Annotated in this window: 20 protein-coding genes; 13 read left to right on the top strand and 7 right to left on the bottom strand. The window is 49.2% G+C overall.

The genetic code is table 11. The annotated features are described in order from the left end of the window. Positions 1–66: 66 nt before the first annotated feature. On the top strand, positions 67–450 hold the full coding sequence (locus NYR52_RS12975; RefSeq protein ID WP_259435779.1) for a hypothetical protein: 384 nt from the start codon (positions 67–69) through the stop codon (positions 448–450). 68 nt (positions 451–518) lie between these two features. On the opposite strand, the gene NYR52_RS12970 is transcribed toward NYR52_RS12975, so the two are convergent. From NYR52_RS12970 to trmB, 3 genes are all read right to left on the bottom strand, one after another. Next, positions 519–929 (bottom strand): NUDIX hydrolase, encoded by a 411-nt coding sequence (locus tag NYR52_RS12970; protein ID WP_132222820.1) that lies wholly within the window; start codon positions 927–929, stop codon positions 519–521. A gap of 350 nt (positions 930–1,279) precedes the next feature. Continuing rightward, positions 1,280–1,882, bottom strand: a complete 603-nt coding sequence (gene rpsD, locus NYR52_RS12965) for a 30S ribosomal protein S4 (protein WP_022736862.1) — start codon at positions 1,880–1,882, stop codon at positions 1,280–1,282. Between the two features lie 261 nt (positions 1,883–2,143). Next, complete coding sequence (trmB, locus tag NYR52_RS12960) at positions 2,144–2,824, bottom strand: tRNA (guanosine(46)-N7)-methyltransferase TrmB (RefSeq protein ID WP_246026946.1); 681 nt, start codon at positions 2,822–2,824, stop codon at positions 2,144–2,146. A 173-nt stretch (positions 2,825–2,997) separates the two neighbouring features. Between trmB and holB the strand changes: the two genes are divergently transcribed. Both holB and NYR52_RS12950 read left to right on the top strand, forming a co-directional pair. Continuing rightward, the gene (gene holB / locus NYR52_RS12955) at positions 2,998–4,008 is read left to right on the top strand and encodes a DNA polymerase III subunit delta' (RefSeq protein WP_158283377.1); all 1,011 of its coding nucleotides are present in this window, start codon (positions 2,998–3,000) and stop codon (positions 4,006–4,008) included. A gap of 179 nt (positions 4,009–4,187) precedes the next feature. Further along, complete coding sequence (locus tag NYR52_RS12950; RefSeq protein ID WP_132222814.1) at positions 4,188–4,790, top strand: histidine phosphatase family protein; 603 nt, start codon at positions 4,188–4,190, stop codon at positions 4,788–4,790. Here NYR52_RS12950 and NYR52_RS12945 read toward each other — a convergent pair. Continuing rightward, on the bottom strand, positions 4,772–5,614 hold the full coding sequence (locus NYR52_RS12945; protein ID WP_132222812.1) for a diacylglycerol/lipid kinase family protein: 843 nt from the start codon (positions 5,612–5,614) through the stop codon (positions 4,772–4,774). The two genes, NYR52_RS12950 and NYR52_RS12945, sit on opposite strands and share 19 nt — an antisense overlap. A 50-nt stretch (positions 5,615–5,664) precedes the next feature. Here NYR52_RS12945 and NYR52_RS12940 point away from each other — a divergent pair, with 50 nt between their 5' ends. The 3 genes from NYR52_RS12940 (at position 5,665) to NYR52_RS12930 (ending at position 7,252) form a co-directional block, all read left to right on the top strand. Then, complete coding sequence (locus tag NYR52_RS12940; protein ID WP_132222810.1) at positions 5,665–6,141, top strand: PaaI family thioesterase; 477 nt, start codon at positions 5,665–5,667, stop codon at positions 6,139–6,141. A 12-nt stretch (positions 6,142–6,153) separates the two neighbouring features. After that, positions 6,154–6,588 carry an NUDIX hydrolase gene (locus NYR52_RS12935; RefSeq protein WP_054095940.1) on the top strand — a complete coding sequence of 145 codons (435 nt, stop codon included), beginning with the start codon at positions 6,154–6,156 and terminating at the stop codon, positions 6,586–6,588. 106 nt (positions 6,589–6,694) lie between these two features. Next, entirely contained in the window at positions 6,695–7,252 is a 558-nt protein-coding gene (locus tag NYR52_RS12930) for a hypothetical protein (RefSeq protein ID WP_132222808.1), read from the top strand. Between the two features lie 26 nt (positions 7,253–7,278). Here the strand turns inward: NYR52_RS12930 and msrC are convergent, their stop codons facing one another. Beyond that, positions 7,279–7,779 carry a free L-methionine (R)-S-oxide reductase MsrC gene (gene msrC / locus NYR52_RS12925; RefSeq protein ID WP_132222806.1) on the bottom strand — a complete coding sequence of 167 codons (501 nt, stop codon included), beginning with the start codon at positions 7,777–7,779 and terminating at the stop codon, positions 7,279–7,281. Between the two features lie 149 nt (positions 7,780–7,928). Here msrC and NYR52_RS12920 point away from each other — a divergent pair, with 149 nt between their 5' ends. From NYR52_RS12920 to hfq, 6 genes are all read left to right on the top strand, one after another. Further along, positions 7,929–9,059, top strand: a complete 1,131-nt coding sequence (locus NYR52_RS12920) for an aminopeptidase (RefSeq protein ID WP_132222804.1) — start codon at positions 7,929–7,931, stop codon at positions 9,057–9,059. Positions 9,060–9,081: 22 nt separating this feature from the next. Further along, complete coding sequence (locus NYR52_RS12915; protein ID WP_022736852.1) at positions 9,082–9,564, top strand: PTS sugar transporter subunit IIA; 483 nt, start codon at positions 9,082–9,084, stop codon at positions 9,562–9,564. A 79-nt stretch (positions 9,565–9,643) separates the two neighbouring features. After that, positions 9,644–10,690, top strand: a complete 1,047-nt coding sequence (locus NYR52_RS12910; protein ID WP_132222802.1) for a M42 family metallopeptidase — start codon at positions 9,644–9,646, stop codon at positions 10,688–10,690. A 193-nt stretch (positions 10,691–10,883) separates the two neighbouring features. Further along, the gene (locus NYR52_RS12905; RefSeq protein ID WP_132222800.1) at positions 10,884–13,343 is read left to right on the top strand and encodes a DNRLRE domain-containing protein; all 2,460 of its coding nucleotides are present in this window, start codon (positions 10,884–10,886) and stop codon (positions 13,341–13,343) included. Positions 13,344–13,573: 230 nt separating this feature from the next. After that, positions 13,574–14,053 carry a PaaI family thioesterase gene (locus tag NYR52_RS12900; protein WP_022736849.1) on the top strand — a complete coding sequence of 160 codons (480 nt, stop codon included), beginning with the start codon at positions 13,574–13,576 and terminating at the stop codon, positions 14,051–14,053. Positions 14,054–14,249: 196 nt separating this feature from the next. Continuing rightward, positions 14,250–14,480 (top strand): RNA chaperone Hfq, encoded by a 231-nt coding sequence (hfq, locus tag NYR52_RS12895; RefSeq protein ID WP_132222798.1) that lies wholly within the window; start codon positions 14,250–14,252, stop codon positions 14,478–14,480. Positions 14,481–14,545: 65 nt separating this feature from the next. Here hfq and NYR52_RS12890 read toward each other — a convergent pair whose 3' ends face one another. Next, entirely contained in the window at positions 14,546–14,911 is a 366-nt protein-coding gene (locus NYR52_RS12890; protein ID WP_259435778.1) for a hypothetical protein, read from the bottom strand. A 304-nt stretch (positions 14,912–15,215) separates the two neighbouring features. Between NYR52_RS12890 and NYR52_RS12885 the strand changes: the two genes are divergently transcribed. Beyond that, positions 15,216–15,497: an Fpa/YlaN family protein gene (locus NYR52_RS12885; RefSeq protein ID WP_022736846.1), complete on the top strand. Its 282-nt coding sequence runs from the start codon at positions 15,216–15,218 to the stop codon at positions 15,495–15,497. Positions 15,498–15,597: 100 nt separating this feature from the next. Here NYR52_RS12885 and cax read toward each other — a convergent pair whose 3' ends face one another. Next, positions 15,598–16,659, bottom strand: a complete 1,062-nt coding sequence (gene cax, locus NYR52_RS12880) for a calcium/proton exchanger (protein WP_022736845.1) — start codon at positions 16,657–16,659, stop codon at positions 15,598–15,600. Positions 16,660–16,725: the final 66 nt, after the last annotated feature.

Genomic DNA, 16,725 nt, shown 5'->3' with positions numbered 1-16,725 from the left:
TTTTCTCACTTTTCAGTATAATAGAGGTGAGTTTAAATCCGATTAAAAGGATGGGGATGATTTATTTTGGCTAAGCGAAGCAATAAAGGATTGCAGTCGCACGATCATGGACTGCGGGTGTGGGAGAAGTTGCACCATGAGTATTGGCATGAAGAGTTGATGGAAGAGATCAAGGCTGAATTGGAGGAAGCGGTGGCTAAAATGGAAGCCCACATGAAAGAGGAATGTGTGTGCGGGGACAGTCGTCTGGATGTAGCGTTTTATCGAGAAATGCTGTCATTGGTACAGACAGGGCATCACGAGCGCAACTTTCGGGTCTTGCCGTTCGTAGAAGAATCCTTGCGTCGGTATGTGGAGACGAAGCTGTCTGATCACAAGTGTCTTCGCCATCTTCTGAGGACGCGGCACCGTTGGGGACAGGATGTGTTAAATCAAACGCATGGCTGCTAACTGATGCTCAACGACTGGGAGAAACATGCTGGCTCCGCCTCCGGCCCATCAGAAGGCGGAGCCGACCCTTAATATTCTACAAAGAATGGATGTCTGCGTTCATCTAAACAGTAGAGAATCCGTTGTTTCATATGTCGCCATGTGACAAGGCGCATCGCTGTTTCAACCGGGAAATAGCCAGCATCTTCGTATTCATCGCCATTGGTGGAGATGCGGCCGCCGATCGGTTTGCCGATGAATAGAAAGTTGCAGATATTCGAGCGCACATTTTGGAATATGCCGCAGTATTTGACAAGTTTGATGAGAACCCCGGTATCTTCCTTGACCTCGCGAATGGCGGCAAGGCGGATGGATTCATTCTCTTTTACTTGACCACCGGGAAGCTCCCAACCGCGTTGAGGGTGTTTGATAAGCAGGATTTCCGCGTCATAGTTAAGGATCAACACATATGCGGCGAGAATATGCTTAGGTGGTGTCACAGGGATCACCTAACCTTTGAGGATTTTAAAAACGTTCTAACCGGTATGGAAAAGGGGTTTGGGGTTAAGCACCGGGAAACGGTGCAAAAAAGCGATATCTGATTTGAGCGGCGTTTTTGGAATGTTGAAACAACAGTAAGGCGAAGGAATGAAGAGATGGAGGATGAGATGGGGTAGTGAGAAGAGAAACAAACCCCTGTATCTATATTTTAGCAAAAATTGCTAATGAGTTATATATAGAAAGGGATAAATATATGTTAAATAAGATTCATAGTTCTCGCTGACACTTCATCACCATGAAAAAACGGCTGATCCATGGGATCAGCCGTTTTTTTATCAAATCCCCCAAATTAACGGGAGTAGAACTCAACGATCATGGTTTCGTTGATTTCGGATGGCATTTCGGAACGCTCTGGCAGGCGGTTGTAGGTAGCCTCCAGTTTGTTCTCATCGAAAGACATGAACTCTGGCAGGTATTGACGCTCTTCCAGAGCTTCTTTGATGATGCTCAGATTGCGGCTTTTTTCACGCAATCCGATCACTTCGCCAGGTTGTACTTGGTAAGACGGACGGTCGAGCTTTTTGCCGTTTACCGTGATGTGGCCATGCACCACCAATTGGCGGGCTTGGGCACGGGTGCGGGCGAAACCAGCGCGGTAAACGAGGTTGTCAAGGCGAGATTCCAGGAGTTTCATGAAGTTTTCACCATGAATCCCTTTCATCTTGCCTGCACGCACAAACAAGTTGCGGAATTGTTTTTCGCCCACGCCGTACATCAGGCGCAGTTTTTGTTTTTCTTGAAGCTGAAGTCCGTACTCACTTAATTTTTTGCGTTGGCCTGGTCCGTGTTGACCTGGGGCATATGGGCGTTTAGCCAACTCTTTACCGGTTCCGGAAAGAGAGATACCCAGGCGACGGCTCAGTTTCCATGTTGGTCCAGTGTAACGTGCCATTGTTATTGCTCCTTTCATCATTTGCATTTGTTTCTTGCAAATGACAGGGTGCTGATTCGCTAACGTTATCCGCGCCTTCCGGATAGCGGCGAAAGGCAGGACACCCATGAAGAGCTCATGGGGCGAATCAGTGAGGGTGATCCTCTCACCTATCGTTTGCATGCTATCCTCAAATTCCCTCGGAGGCAGTTTGAGCCATACAAAGAATAATTATAGGGGAAATCCATGAAAAGTCAATGTGCCGGCGGTTTGTTCCAGCTGTTAATTTTCGTCAGCTACAGCCCGCTCTTTGGGCGGAGTAACCCTCACATAGTGAATAGGCATGCCTCGGGAAGAGAACTTATCTTCGTATTCCGTGGTGATGTTGGTGGGGGCATAGGGACTGTGGTGCAGATCGCGGCTGATTTCGACCACTTCCCACCCCCGCTCTTCAAATTCTTCCAACGAGAAGTCGAACAGGGAGACGCTATCCGTTTTTAAGATCAGGTCGCCAGCCGGCGCCAACACTTGTTCATATAAATCAAGAAACCGGCGGTAAGTTAAGCGACGCTTGGCATGCCGCTTTTTGGGCCAAGGATCGCTAAAGTGCAGATAGATGCGGTCGACTTCTCCGGTTGCGAAAATGTCGGTTAAGTTTTCCACATCGGCCCATATATAGCGGAGGTTGGTGTTTTCGGTTGCTTCGCCCTTGCGAACAGCCTGCAAGAGCGGCTCTTCAATTCGTTCCACCCCGATCCAATTAATATCAGGTCGCAATGTTGATGCTTTGGCCAGGAATTGGCCTTTTCCCGTGCCGAGCTCTACATGAAGCGGATGGGTTTCATGAGGGAAGGCGGAGCGCCACTGGCCTTGCATCTGCCCTTTGTTGTCTTCTGTTGGGGTGAAGACAAGGGGATGTTCCATCAATTTTTGCTTTGCTTCAGGTTTTCTTCTTAATCTCATCGTTAGCCTCAACCATTCTTCCAAGTATTTTCGTGTTTTATTATAAACGGGCGGAACACGGAAAACAAAAGATTTATCCAGACAAGGTCGGAGCATAGGCTACTCGCGCCTTGCTTTTTCACCGCGCCCATGTGATGATAAAACCAAAATGGTGCGAGCGGAGGCTTGGTCAGATGTCTTTCCAAAATGCGATGCAACCCCGTTTGGCGGAGTTTTTCCAGCGCGCGATCCGGCAAAACAAGCTGGCGCACGCGTTTATTTTTTACGGCAAGCCGGGGACAGGCAAAAGGGAATTGGCGTTGGAATTGGCGAAAGCCGTCAACTGTGAAGAGAGCAAGGGGGACCCGTGCGACCGCTGTCCTTCATGCCTGCAAATTGCTCACGGCAATCATCCCGATGTGGTAACCATCCAGCCGGACGGGAATGTGATCAAAATCGCCCAGGTGAGGGAGCTGCAAGCCAAGTTTAAATACAGCGCGCGCCAAGGCATCACCCGCGTCGCCGTGCTGGAACAGGCAGACAAGATGCGCGATGAAACGGCCAACAGTCTATTGAAATTCATTGAAGAACCCAGCTCCCCCATGGTGGTGGTGTTGATTACGGAGAATTTATCCGACTTGCTTCCCACCATCCGATCCCGGTGCCAACGCATCCGCTTTCCTGAACTTTCTCCGGAGCAAAAGCGTCAGAAACTGGTGGAGGACGGTTTGCCGGCTAAAGTGGCAAGTGTGATGGCGCACCTGCCAGGAAAAGTGGATATGGAGGAGTTTGACCCGCAAGCGTTTGAAGAGACATGCCGGCGAATCATTGACTGGGGTAACCAAATTTTGGCCGGACAAATGAGCGCGCTGTTGACCCCGACTGAAAAATGGTTTCAAACTGAAGTGGAGCAAGGGCGAGCGGAGCAGCTTCTCGATGTCCTGCTCCTTTGGTATCGTGATGTACTTATGCATGTGACGGTAGATGGGGCGCGTGTTTTCCGGGAGTGGGAGGTGCGCTTTCCCGACCGATACGGGCAGGATCAATTGTTGCTTGCTATGGATAATGTCATGATCGCCCGTCGGTTGTTGATTCGACCGCAATACAACAACCAGAGCATTATCGAGCAGATGGTCATGTCGATCCAAGAAGGGCGGCTGACCATGGAGAACGGCTGGCAACTGATCTCCCTGTCCAAGGTTTGAGAGCGGGGCTCTTTTGTGAAAGAGCCCCGTTTTTTTTATGTCAAACGTGTGCGAGGTCGGTGTAAACAACAGATCACAGCAGGGTAAGCCGTAGGCTGAAAATCGGGCGGGGCACTTTTGTCAATAGATTCAATATATAATAGAAAAAAGCAGATCATATAGCAGAGAGGAAGACGAAAATGGAAACCCATGTATTTCTAGTGCGTCATGGTGTCACCGAGTGGAACCAAACAAAGCGCTATCAAGGGCATCAGGATGTGCCGTTGAGCGAGCTGGGGCGACAACAAGCGGAACGGGTTGCCGCCTATTTGGCCGATCAGCCGTTTGCCGCCATTTACTCCAGTGATTTGGAGCGGGCTCATGAAACCGCGAGGTGTATCGCGGCCAAACAGGGGATATCCGTCACTTGTTTTCCCGAATTTCGCGAGCGCCACGGTGGAGAATGGGAAGGACGCACGGTGGAAGAAGTGTTGCGGGAGTATCCTGACTGGGAGACGGTGCGGCTGACGGGTGGCGTGTACGGAGTGGAACCCACCACAGCGGTGCAGGAGCGGTTTGTGCGCAAGTGTGAAGAATTGGTGCACAAGCACCGCGGCGAACGGATTCTGATTGTGGCCCATGGCATGTGTATTACCGCCGCGTTAGGCGTGCTGACTCAAGGAGAAATCGACTTTGGGAAAACCAGGCTGGAAAATACAGCCATTTCCCATCTGACCCATCATGAATTGGATGGGTGGAAATTACGGTCGTTTAACCAGACCCCTCACTTGGAAGCAGAATAGAAGTCCGGCCAGATCAACATGCGCAGATGGCCTGGTAATACTTGCAGGCGAGTGGGGATAAACATATTTTTCTCCCCGTCGCAGTCCACCTTCAAGCTCGGCTCTGTGATGACTTCGAGGTGGGGAGTCTTGAACGAAATCAACCCTTCGGCACTCGGTCTTTCCGCTGTGAACAGCGAATAGGTGAGGGAAGTGACGGCAGAGAGGGAGAGTTCTTTGAAGATCAAGAAGTCCAACAACCCATCATTGACTTGGCTGTATGGGAAATACGCTTCCACTCCGCCGACATAGGAACCGTTTCCCACCAGTACCATTACTGCTTCGCCTTTGAAATGTATCCCATCTCCGTTTACTTCCACGTGGAAGCTTCGTTGTTCTTGGATCATGTGAAAGGCACTCAAGTAATAGACGATGCGGCCAAACTGCTTTTTTATTTCGCTGTCGATCTGTTCAGACACTTGCGTGATCAGCCCGATCCCCCAGAAGTTAAGAAAATAGCGGTCTTCATACTTTCCGACATCCATGGCTTCTCCCCTGCCTTCAAGCAAGGTCTCAACCGCCTCGTCAATGTTTTGGGGAATGCTGAGCGTACGCGAAAAGTCATTACAAGTGCCTAAGGGTAAGATGCCAAACACTGGGCGCCTTTCTAATTTGATGCATTCATGCACGATGCCGTCCCCACCAGTGGCGATAATGAGGTCGACGTCCGCCGCCTGCGAGGTGATGGCCCTGGCTCCATCACCGGGGCGATTGGTGTGAACCACTTCAATCGATCCCAACGCATGGCGGTGCGAGCTGGGGTTGCTTGCTAACCCTTTTTTGATTCGTTAATATAAAGTAAGACATAAAACAGTTGGCAAGGTAGGAAAGCGCGATGACATTGGAAACCTTATATCAAGAGATGCAAGACTTGACCCCATCGGAAGTGAAGACGATCCACAAATTGGTGCAAGCTTTGAAACGCACTCGTGTCAGCCCGCTTGCCTATATCGAAGAGATGATGAATTTTCAAGTGCTCGGTTATGATGCAGACAAAGGAGTTTACTTGCACCGCATGTTCATCACTGATGAATTGCGCAACCGCTTCAACATGTTGCATGGTGGCGTGACAGCGACGTTTATTGACACGGCGATGGGTTCGACCGTCATCCAAGCCGAGGGGAGCCAGGCGAAAGCGGTGACGCTGGATTTGAACGTGCATTTCCTCGCGCCGGGCGAAACGGGATGGCTGACGGCAGAAACGTCCGTCATCAAAAAGGGAAAAACCATCATCGTGATGGATACGAAAGTAACCGACGAGCGGGAAAAGTTAATCGCCACAGCTTCCTCAACCTTTTTTCGCTTGAAGTAGGTGGGGGCTAATATGAATAAACCTTATAAGATTGCTGCGAAAGCTATTATTTTCGATCGGGACCACGTGCTGATCTTACGCAAGTCTGAGGAAGAGCGGACGAGAAAAGAGACGCATGGGTGGGATTTTCCGGGAGGCGGATTGGAGCCTTCCGAACCGTTGATGGACGCGTTGTCCAGAGAAGTGATGGAAGAGACGGGTTTGCAAGTAAAGGTGGTTGCACCGGCTTACATCTATGATGAGATTCAAGAGGAGAAGCACTTGATTATCGTCAAGTTTGCCTGCGACCAGCCGTTGGGCCAAGTGCGGTTGAGCGCCGAGCATGAGAGTTACCACTGGGTGCCGTTGGCCGACTTGGATCAAGGAGAATTTCCCGATTGGATGAAAGAGGAGATCCGCCGCGCTTACCGCGTGTATACCGATTTTCGCGGGATCGAGCGCGAATGAAACCTTCCGCCGCTAGGAAGGTTTTTTTCTTGTTCACTGTAATGACAAGCTCTCAGCCCGAAAACATGCTATTATTTTTCTGATGAGGTTTTAGGAGGGGTATTTCTTGAAAAAAGGTTGGAAAGTGTTGGCCGCGATATGTTTGTCCAGCGCCCTCCTTCTGGGCTGCCAAGAAACTGAAGAGCTTGGAACAGGCACGGTCGTGGGCAATGAGAACAAAGTCGCGTTAGCCGAAGAGAGCAACCTAATGCAATTAAGTCCAGACGAATTGAAGGTGTATGCCGCCTTTAAAAAGAAATTTGATGACCGTGTGCTCAAAGAAGCCGACCCCATCATGGTCGCCAAGCTCTACTTCCATGCGATTGAAACCCATGATTACAACACGCAGTATGAACTGTTTGTTGACGATGTGGAACAAAGGGAATGGAGCAAGCAAGAGCATATGCAAATGATGAAAGAAGAAGGCCCCAAGATGGCTGAAAAGATGCGCAAGCTCTTCGCCCGGATGCAAGAAGTTAAGTTTATCGAAGTGGATCAAAAAACAGGCTATCTGGAATTTCCGGAAGAAGGGGAGAATCTGGGCCAGTTCCAGATGGTGAAGAACAAGGCCGGAATCTGGAAAGTCAAATTCCGCCCGATGCAATGGGGATACAATATGAAGTGAGGAAAGCCACGCGAATCGTGGCTTTTTTATTTTAATAAACTACTCCAGTCACACCCTTGGCACAAAAGCTCTGCTACCCGCTCCAGCGCCGTGCGGTCGGTGTCGTCGAAGCGGTTAATGACCGGGCTGTCAATATCTAGTACGCCAATGATCTGACCATCCACTTTCAAAGGAATAACCATTTCCGAGCGGGTGGCGGCGTCGCAGGCGATGTGGCCTGGGAAGGCATGTACATCTTCCACCAGCAACGTTTTTGCTTCTTGTACAGCTGTTCCGCACACGCCTTTCCCCACTGGGATGCGAATGCAGGCCGGCAAGCCATGGAACGGTCCGAGGACCAGTTCGTTTCCCTTCATGAGGTAAAATCCAACCCAGTTGACTTCACCGAGGGTATGGTAGAGGTGGGAAGCTGTATTGGACAAATTGGCCAACCAGTCCCTTTCCCCGTCAATCAGATGGACTACTTGGTTCACGATGCTGTTCAACCGGGTTTGCTTGTCTCCGGCCGCTTTTTCAAATGTGAACAATTCAATTCCTCCCAGTTATGGCATTTGTCATCAGGAAAATTCATGATAAAATAAATTATTGAGGGTTCGATTGTGCTGGAATTAGGCTTGACCATTTGATCTCGTGTCATTGTACAATGATCACTCACAAATGAAAAGGGGATGAAGTCATGCGGGATTCTCGTATTTCCAAATTGGCCAAAATACTGGTTGAACATTCGTGCAAGGTGCAAAAAGGGGAACGCGTTTTAATTGATGTTTTCGGAAAAGAGCGTGAACTGGCGCGCGAGCTGATCGCCGCTGTGTATGACGCTGGCGGTTATCCGTATGTGCAACTTCATGATGAGAAGATCACGCGTGCGCTGTTGCTCGGAACCTCTGAGGAGCACCAAGAAATCTGGGCGCGTCATGCACTCAACCAGATGAAAGACATGGATTGTTACATCGGCATCCGCGGAAGCGACAACGTTTCTGAGACGAGCGATGTGCCGGATGACAAAATGAGTCTGTATGCGCGCATGTTCAAACAGCCAGTACATAGCAACGAGCGGGTCAAAAACACCAAGTGGGTTGTGCTACGGTACCCGAACTCTTCCATGGCACAATTGGCCAACATGAGTACGGAGGCGTTTGAAGACTTTTATTTCCAAGTGTGCAATGTGGATTACGAGCGCATGGCGGAAGTAATGGAACCACTGGTGAAACGGATGGAGCAAGCAGATCAAGTGCGGATCGTCGGGCCTGGCACAGATTTGACATTCTCAATCAAAGACATCCCCGTGATTAAGTGTGCCGGGGAGTGCAATATTCCTGACGGTGAAGTGTACACGGCACCCGTTAAGGACTCGGTCAACGGAAAGATCACGTTTAACACGCCGTCCGTGTACCAAGGCGTCACCTTCGAAAACATCTGTTTCGAATTTGAAAACGGCAAAATCGTAAAAGCGAAAGCCAACGATACCGAGCGCATCAACCAAGTGTTGGATACGGATGAAGGCGCCCGCTTTATCGGCGAATTCAGCATCGGGGTCAATCCATACATCAACCACCCGATGAAAGATACGCTGTTTGATGAGAAGATCAATGGCAGCTTCCACTTTACGCCGGGTAACGCGTATGAAGATGCTGACAATGGCAACCGCTCCTCCGTGCATTGGGATCTGGTTTGCATCCAACGTCCCGAATACGGCGGTGGGGAGATTTACTTCGACGGAGAATTGATCAGAAAAGACGGGTTGTTTGTGGTTGATGACTTGATTCCGCTCAATCCGGAGAACCTAAAAAACAGCAATTCATTTTAAAAGAAGGTAGGAACTAGCACGCATGTTTTTTTGGAAGCGCAAGAAAGAAACCGAGATTTTGTCACCGCTCTCAGGACGGAAAATACCGCTGGAGCAAGTGCCAGATCAAGTGTTTTCTCAGAAAATGATGGGCGATGGCTTTGCCGTGGAACCGGATGCGGGCCTCGTGTGCGCGCCGGCGGACGGGGAAGTGATCAATCTGTTTCCAACCAAACACGCCATCGGTTTAAAAACTGCCGCAGGTGTGGAAATGCTGATCCATGTGGGAATTGATACCGTCGAATTAAACGGTGAAGGGTTTGTCGCCCATGTATCGGAAGGGGACAAAGTCAAAGCAGGTCAGATGTTGCTTGAGTTCGATATGGATTACATCAAGGAAAAAGGCAAGCCGTTAACCACACCGGTCATTTTTCCTCAACTAGCGGATTGGACCATTCGCGACCAAGTGCAGGAAAAAGTAGAAGCAGGAAAAACGGTGGCCGCCATCCTTGAACCGAAGAAATAAAATAATCGTGAATGGGGCTTCCTTCTGATATTGGGCAAGGCGAAGGAAGCCTTTATTCTGATTGCGGGGAGGGTGCCTAATGGCCTTTTTTCGAGAGAAAGAGACACGCCGGACATTGGTTCAATTGTTAAATATTCAAAGCCCCACAGGTTGTGCGCATGAGGCGATCCAATATATTGAACAGCGCATGGATGCCTTGGGTTTGCCGTGCAAAAAAAACAACAAAGGCAGTTTGATGGTGACCATAAAAGGGGAGGATGACGATGTCCATCGCTTGGTCACTGTGCATGTAGACACATTGGGGGCCATGGTGAAAGAGATCAAGGCCAACGGACGGTTGCGGTTGAGTAAAATTGGCGGATTTGGTTGGTTTTCCGTCGATGGGGCATATTGCTTTGTCAAAACGCGGTCGGGACAGGTTGTGCCGGGAACGATTTTGGCGACTCATACCTCTGTGCATGTGTATGCGGACGCCGAAGAGCAGAAACGGTCGGATGAGCATATCGAAGTTCGGCTAGACGCCAAAGTGAGCAACGCGGATGATGTGAAAGCACTGGGAATCAGCGTAGGTGATTATGTCGCATTTGATCCACAAGTGGTAGAAACAGAATCAGGCTTTATCAAAGCCCGTCATTTGGATGATAAGGCAAGTGCGGCCATTTTAATAGAATTAATGGCTGATATTAAAGAAAATAATATAAAATTACCGCATACAACGCATTTTTTCTTTAGTAATTTTGAAGAAGTGGGGTTTGGCGCCAATTCCAATATCCCTGCTCAAGTGCGTGAATATCTGGCGATTGACATGGGTGCCATCGGGGAAGGGCAGACGACGGATGAATTTTGTGTCTCTATTTGTGCCAAAGATGGAAGCGGCCCTTATCATTATGAACTGACCAGCAAATTGATCCGGTTGGCGGAAGAGCACGGAATTTATTATCAAGTGGACCTTTATCCGTATTATGCGTCCGATGGCAGCGCGGCTGTCAGAGCCGGATTTGATGTGATGCATGCATTGATCGGCCCTGGTGTGGACGCTTCCCATGCCTATGAGCGGACCCACCGAGACGCTTTGGAACACACTTATCGGCTTCTGTATCATTACTTGCAATCCGCCTCGCTTTGATGTGACGCGGTTGTGGAGAAAAACAAATCATTGAAATAAGCCTCAGTGATGAGGCTTATTTTAATTTTTCAACAAACCGTAATAAGTATTCAGTTGGAAGTGGTGCATGATGCAATAAAATGCAAATTGAGCCCTTAAAACCCCATAAAAATGCATCAACACGGGGCATGGGTTCCAGAGAGGAGTGAAGGAATTGAAACGACCTGCCAAGCGGCGCCAATGGCTGTCTGTTCCATTGCTGACTGCGATGGTGGCCATGTTGTTTCTATCGCCCAATCCGTCCGTTTTCGCGCAAAACAAAACCACTCCTGAACCGATGGGCAAAGTGAAGGAATTGGTCGAACTTCGGACGGAAAAGTCCAAAACTTATATCAAAAACGACGGAAAAACCTATGTCACGGAGCAGTACTTAGAGCCGGTTCATTATAAGAAGAACGGCACATGGATGGATATTCGGGAGCAACGCAAAGCCGAAATAAAGGCTAAAACGGCGGGGGCAGGGATGACTTATATCGAGTTGGGACATGCCACCCGCTTTGCGTTTGCCGGGATTTCCACTTCTCCTTCGCTGATCCGGTTTGAACAAGGCCCAGTAAAAGTTGATTTCGGATTGATCGATGGCAAGCGGGTAGCGGTTAGCCCATTGGATCATGGCATTCGCTATCCCAATGTGTATGAAGGGACAGATCTGGTCTACAAAGTTGGAGCTACAGGCGTCAAAGAAGAATGGGTGTTGCATAAGTACACGGGTCGATCCGTTTTTACTATGGCATTGAAAGTCAAACACGCCAAACCAAAGTTGCAAAAAGACGGTTCTATTCAGTTTATCAACGCGAAGGGACAATCGGTCTTTGAAGTTCCCGTCCCATTTATGTACGATCAGCAGGATGCTTCTTCCCACAAGGTGAAATTTGCCTTGCGTCAGCAAAATGGTGTCACTTATCTGGATATCAAAGTGGATGACAAGTGGTTGAGAGATCCAAAACGGGTTTATCCGGTGGTGATTGACCCAACAGTGGGTCTGCAAGGGGTGAATCAGACGTATGACAACCTCGTCTCCAGCAAAAACCCTACCCAAAATTATCGCTTGTATCCTTTTGTGATTACGGGTACCCACGCGGATTATGGCGTTGCGCGTACTTATCTCAAATTTGATTTGCCCGCACTTCCCACAGGAGCAAAGATTAAGGATGCTAAATTGTTTTTGCACCAATACGCCACCGCGCAAGAAGAGCAGGTGGATGTGCATCCGGTTACATCGGAGTGGATCAGCGGCGAGCTCACCTGGCAGAATCAGCCGACCGTGGGAGCCGCGGTGACCCAAACAAATGTGGCCGGTGCAGGGGAATACGCTTGGGATTTGACAGAACTGAGCAAAAACTGGTACAGCGGCACCCCTAACTATGGCATTTCTTTGCGCCATCATACGGAAAGCAATGACCGCAAATCTTTCCGCTCCAGCGATTATGTGGATGATATCACCAAAAGACCGAAGCTGTTGATCACCTATCAGGTAGATCCAAATGTCCCGATCGCCGAGCCGAAGATGGAGGCTAAATCGTATATTCTGATGGATTATCAGACAGGATTACCCCTTTTCGGTAGTCAGATGGATCAACCTCTCCCGCCTGCTAGCATGACCAAAATGATGACCGAATACATTGTGCTAGAGGAAATTCGCAACAATAAGTTGACTTGGGATGAAATGGTGCAAGTTAGCCCGCGGGTGGCGGGAATTAATGAAGCCCAGATCGATCTGGAAGCCGGCGAGTTGATGAGTGTAAAAGACTTGTTCATGGGCATGGTTGTATATTCGGCGAATGACGCTACTGCGGCTTTGGCCGAGAGGGTGTCGGGAAGCGAAACGCAATTTGTGCACCGGATGAATGAGACAGCCAAGGCATTGGGACTTAGAAACACGCATTTTCGCAATGCAACGGGGTTGGAGATGACCGATTACCCTGATCCGCCGCAAGTGGATGGGGAGCATGTGATGTCTGCGCGGGATGCTGCGATCCTGGCACGAACATTATTGCAAGAGCATCCTGAATTCACGCAGATGGTTTCCGTTTCCCAATATACGTTCCGCCCGGGGACGGAACGGGAAAAGAAAGTGGTCAACTGGAATCGCATGCTACCAGGCTTTGACCATTACTACCCTGGTGTTGACGGCTTGAAGACCGGTTCTACCCAAGCCGCTGGCTATTGCTTCACCGGAACGGCGCAACAGGAAGGGCGTCGACTGATCTCAGTTGTCATGGGTACTAGCTCTGAAGATGGCCGTTTCTTGGAGACGAAGAAGCTGTTTGATTATGGATTTAATCAATTTGAAACAGCCACTTTGTTAAAACGCGGTGAAGTGATCCAAGGAGCGAAGTTACGGGTTCCAAATGGGGACGGGCAATATGTCCCGGTCGTCAGCAAGTACGACATTCGCTTGCCGATTCACCGGGGTGAGCGAGATCAGTATGAGATTAAAGTCCGCTTCTTCACTGGCTTGAAAGCTCCGCTCAAAGCAGGGGCGATTGTCGGCGAAGCGCAAGTGTTATACCGTGGGAAGCCTTTGCAGACGATGACCACATTTCCGATCAGCATCACCCAGCGGGTCGAACCGGCAGGGCAATTGGAGAAGTTTTTCCAAAAGTTGTGGTAAACCAGTTTTGTCCAAGCCAAGGAACTGAGTCGCATACCCACCTTTGCTAAAAAGCGGAGGTGGGTTTTGCTTTGCCTCAGCCTCTTCTCTGACTTGTCAAGCTTTTCTTTATTAGGTGGGGGATATTGTTTAAAATAAGAATGATGATTAGCCTAGAGCGTGTCTGGTGGTAGCCAGCGACTCCCAGACACTCCCTGGAAAAAGCAGTAGGGGAAAGGAAACGGTGAGCCATGAATTTGGATGGAGAATTGCAACAGATCTTGCAGAATGGGACAGATGAAGAAAAGCAACTGTTGGCGCTAGCTGTGCAGGCGATCAAACAGAAGCGGGAGCGGAACAGCGCTTATATATCAGGGTTCATGGGGTTGAAAGGCCGGTTTGTGGAAGACGATGTATATGAATTTCGCGTTCCGGTAACCCCCTTCACCCTGAACAGGGCAGGAATTGTGCACGGGGGCATTACGGCGACACTGGCCGATTCGACGATTGGTTCGCTGATTAATCAGCGGTTGCCGGAAGGGTATAAAGGTGCCGTCACCGTGGAGTTAAAAGTGAATTATTTAAAACAGGGACTGGGAAAAGAGCTGATCTCTCGCGCACGATTGGTACATATGGGGTCTACTTTGGCCACGGCCACCTGTGAGATCACCAATGAAAAAAACAAATTGATCGCATTCACCACAGGGACGTTTTACATGATTAGAAAATAAGGATATGAGAGACATTCCGATGAGGGATGTCTCTCAGCTATGTTTGGGAAAGTGGGGTTTGTGGTAAATGGAATATAAATTCAAAATTTTTTATTTTATTTTTGCGGCGCCCTGCCGCTGTTCTCATATAGAGGAGGACCCCAGGGCGGCGCGGTGCCGGTCGGTTTAACCCTTTATGAAAGGATGAGCGCAGGGGATGTCGAACATCCTAGATCGTTTGCTGGATCAAATGCGAAAGGAACGCATCTTGGTCACCGTTTTCATGGGCACCGGAGTGACCGTTCGGGGGTATATTGCCGCTTTTGACCCCTTCATCGTTCTTCTTATCGATGACAAAGGTCGGCAGCAACTCATTTTTAAACACGCTATTTCCTCGATCCAACCCATGCGTTATGTTGACATTGATACAAAACAACCTGATAACTGAGCGGACGAATAAGCGAAAGGAGACATCTGCTCCCACTGGAGAGGAAGCGGATGTCTCCTTGCTTGTTACACCAGTTCCAGTTCTCTGATGTAATCGATGGGTTGCTCTTTGTTGCTCCCGTCAGCGAGATAGAGCAAGGCTGGTCCTCCTTCGCGAATTGGGCGACCGTCCTTAGCAAAACAGAGAATGGCGGTGCGCGCCTGATCGAGCGTCAGGGTGACCGCCTCATTTTGTTCACGGTGGCAGATGACTTTGGTCACCGACGCATCCGGTTCAGCCTTGTCCAAATAGGGACCCAACTCCATTGCTAATCCTTCCGTCCCTGCAATGCGTTCCTGCAGTGGAAAGCGGCGGTCATCCAAGATCCAAATGGAGGGGTCGAGATTGATGCGAAATGTGACATTGCCGGTAATAAGGATGATCGGACTCATGATATGCGATGCTCCTTTAAAAAATCACGTAATTTGTCAGTAAGGTTGAAGCTGTTCTACTTTAACTCACGATTACAGCTTCAGTTACCTCATTATAGCAGATGTCTATCAACTCACGCGTCGAAAAGGAGATGCACGAGAAGCGGGTGAAATTATTGGAAAAGCAATGAGTGCTTGCGGGGTGCGGTTTCTCGCAAGTTCTGTTTTTTTTGCAAAGAAATGTTGATCGTGATACACTGTGTTTAGTGTAAAGTATGGGCCGTTACTTATAGACCGATCGGAACGGTCGCTGGGGGGGGTTACTTTGACCACGCCAACACAGACCGATTTAAATCTAAAAGCCTTACAACTCTTGCAAGAGGATGCGGAAAAAATCGCTCAGCTGATTTCGGTGCAATTGCAAAACCTGATGTTACCGAAGTGTCCTCTTTATGAAGAAGTGTTAGACACACAGATGTTCGGTTTGTCACGCGAAATCGACTTTGCCGTTCGAGCTGGGCTCATCACTCGCGACCAAGGTCAACAGATTATTCATGATCTGGAACGGAAGTTAGCAGATTTATATTCCAAAATTCTCCCGTCTTGATGGGAGTGTGAACGTATGACTCCAATCGCGGAGTCTTTTTTTGTGCTAAACAAATCGGTCAGAAAAAAACGGACTTCCCTGTTGGAAGTCCGTTTGCTCATTACACCACGAAAAACACGGTGCCCAAAATCGTATATACGATCAACAGCAGAACCCCTTCATACCAGTTGGTCGATCCATCGCGAGAGATGGAGCTGGCGATAAAGGCGGACACGGCGATGGCCGCGATTTCGTATGTGCTGAAAATGATGTTCATGGGATTGCCGAACAGCCAGCTGATAAACACCAACATGGGCGCCACGAACAAGGAGATTTGCAAACTACTACCAATGGCGATCTCCACAGCTGCCCCGATGCGGTTTTTCATGGCCAAGAAAATGGCGGCGCTATGTTCGGCGGCGTTGCCGATAATGGCGATCAAAAAGGCGCCGACAAACAGTTCAGACCAGCCCAGCGCTTGGGCTACGGCTTCTACGCTATGTACGAGCCATTCACTCTGCAAGGCAACAAATGCGGTGGACACGACGAGTAGCAAGATGGAGACTCCTTTGCTCCATTCCGGCTCTTCTCCCTCGACATGGTCCGGCATGCCGTCAATTTTTTCACCCAACTCTTCTTTATGGGTAACAAGAGAGAAATACAACCACAAGAAGTAACCCAGGATGAGAGCACCGGAAATGATTAAGCTCACATTGTTGATCTTGGCCGAGGGCAATTGTTGCAAGAACACCGCGGGTACAAACAGGGCGATGACGGAAAGCATCATCAAAGATGCGTTGTGACCGGCCAGCATGGGATTGAATTGCTGCGTTTTGAATTTCAAACCGCCGGCGAACAAGCTAAGTCCAAGCACCAAGAGTAAGTTCCCTATAATCGACCCGGTTACGCTCGCTTTCACCATGTCAAAGAATCCTTCTTTGACCAGAAAGATGGCGATAATCAATTCGGCCGCATTGCCAAATGTCGCATTGAGCAGGCCGCCCAACCGCTCACCAGCGTAGTGAGCCACGTTTTCGGTCGCTTTTCCCAGCATAGCTGCCCAGAATAAAAGGGACAAACAGGCTGTCGCGAATTGCAATGGTTGGTTGTGAACGGTAAAATGAACAACGGTACTGATGAGAGTAGATAAGATCAAAACTGGATAAAACCACTTTTTGTTCAAGGTAGTCACCCCTTTAGTATAATGGTTGATCGACCTATTCGTTTGTCCCTCGACAAGAATAGAGAA

The organism is Laceyella sacchari (assembly GCF_024927925.1).
Classification (GTDB): domain Bacteria; phylum Bacillota; class Bacilli; order Thermoactinomycetales; family Thermoactinomycetaceae; genus Laceyella; species Laceyella sacchari.
Note: the sequence above shows the minus strand (reverse complement) of the source record. Positions and strands in the feature narration are given on the sequence as shown.

Bases quoted from the DNA above. Each gene is read 5' to 3' on its own strand.
- NYR52_RS12890 (WP_259435778.1), bottom strand. From the start codon at position 14,911: ATGAGTCCGATCATCCTTATTACCGGCAATGTCACATTTCGCATCAAT.
- NYR52_RS12940 (WP_132222810.1), top strand. From the start codon at position 5,665: ATGACATTGGAAACCTTATATCAAGAGATGCAAGACTTGACCCCATCG.
- NYR52_RS12915 (WP_022736852.1), top strand. From the start codon at position 9,082: ATGTTTTTTTGGAAGCGCAAGAAAGAAACCGAGATTTTGTCACCGCTC.
- NYR52_RS12935 (WP_054095940.1), top strand. From the start codon at position 6,154: ATGAATAAACCTTATAAGATTGCTGCGAAAGCTATTATTTTCGATCGG.
- NYR52_RS12910 (WP_132222802.1), top strand. From the start codon at position 9,644: ATGGCCTTTTTTCGAGAGAAAGAGACACGCCGGACATTGGTTCAATTG.
- NYR52_RS12900 (WP_022736849.1), top strand. From the start codon at position 13,574: ATGAATTTGGATGGAGAATTGCAACAGATCTTGCAGAATGGGACAGAT.
- holB (WP_158283377.1), top strand. From the start codon at position 2,998: ATGTCTTTCCAAAATGCGATGCAACCCCGTTTGGCGGAGTTTTTCCAG.
- hfq (WP_132222798.1), top strand. From the start codon at position 14,250: ATGTCGAACATCCTAGATCGTTTGCTGGATCAAATGCGAAAGGAACGC.
- rpsD (WP_022736862.1), bottom strand. From the start codon at position 1,882: ATGGCACGTTACACTGGACCAACATGGAAACTGAGCCGTCGCCTGGGT.
- trmB (WP_246026946.1), bottom strand. From the start codon at position 2,824: ATGAGATTAAGAAGAAAACCTGAAGCAAAGCAAAAATTGATGGAACAT.
- NYR52_RS12920 (WP_132222804.1), top strand. From the start codon at position 7,929: ATGCGGGATTCTCGTATTTCCAAATTGGCCAAAATACTGGTTGAACAT.
- NYR52_RS12950 (WP_132222814.1), top strand. From the start codon at position 4,188: ATGGAAACCCATGTATTTCTAGTGCGTCATGGTGTCACCGAGTGGAAC.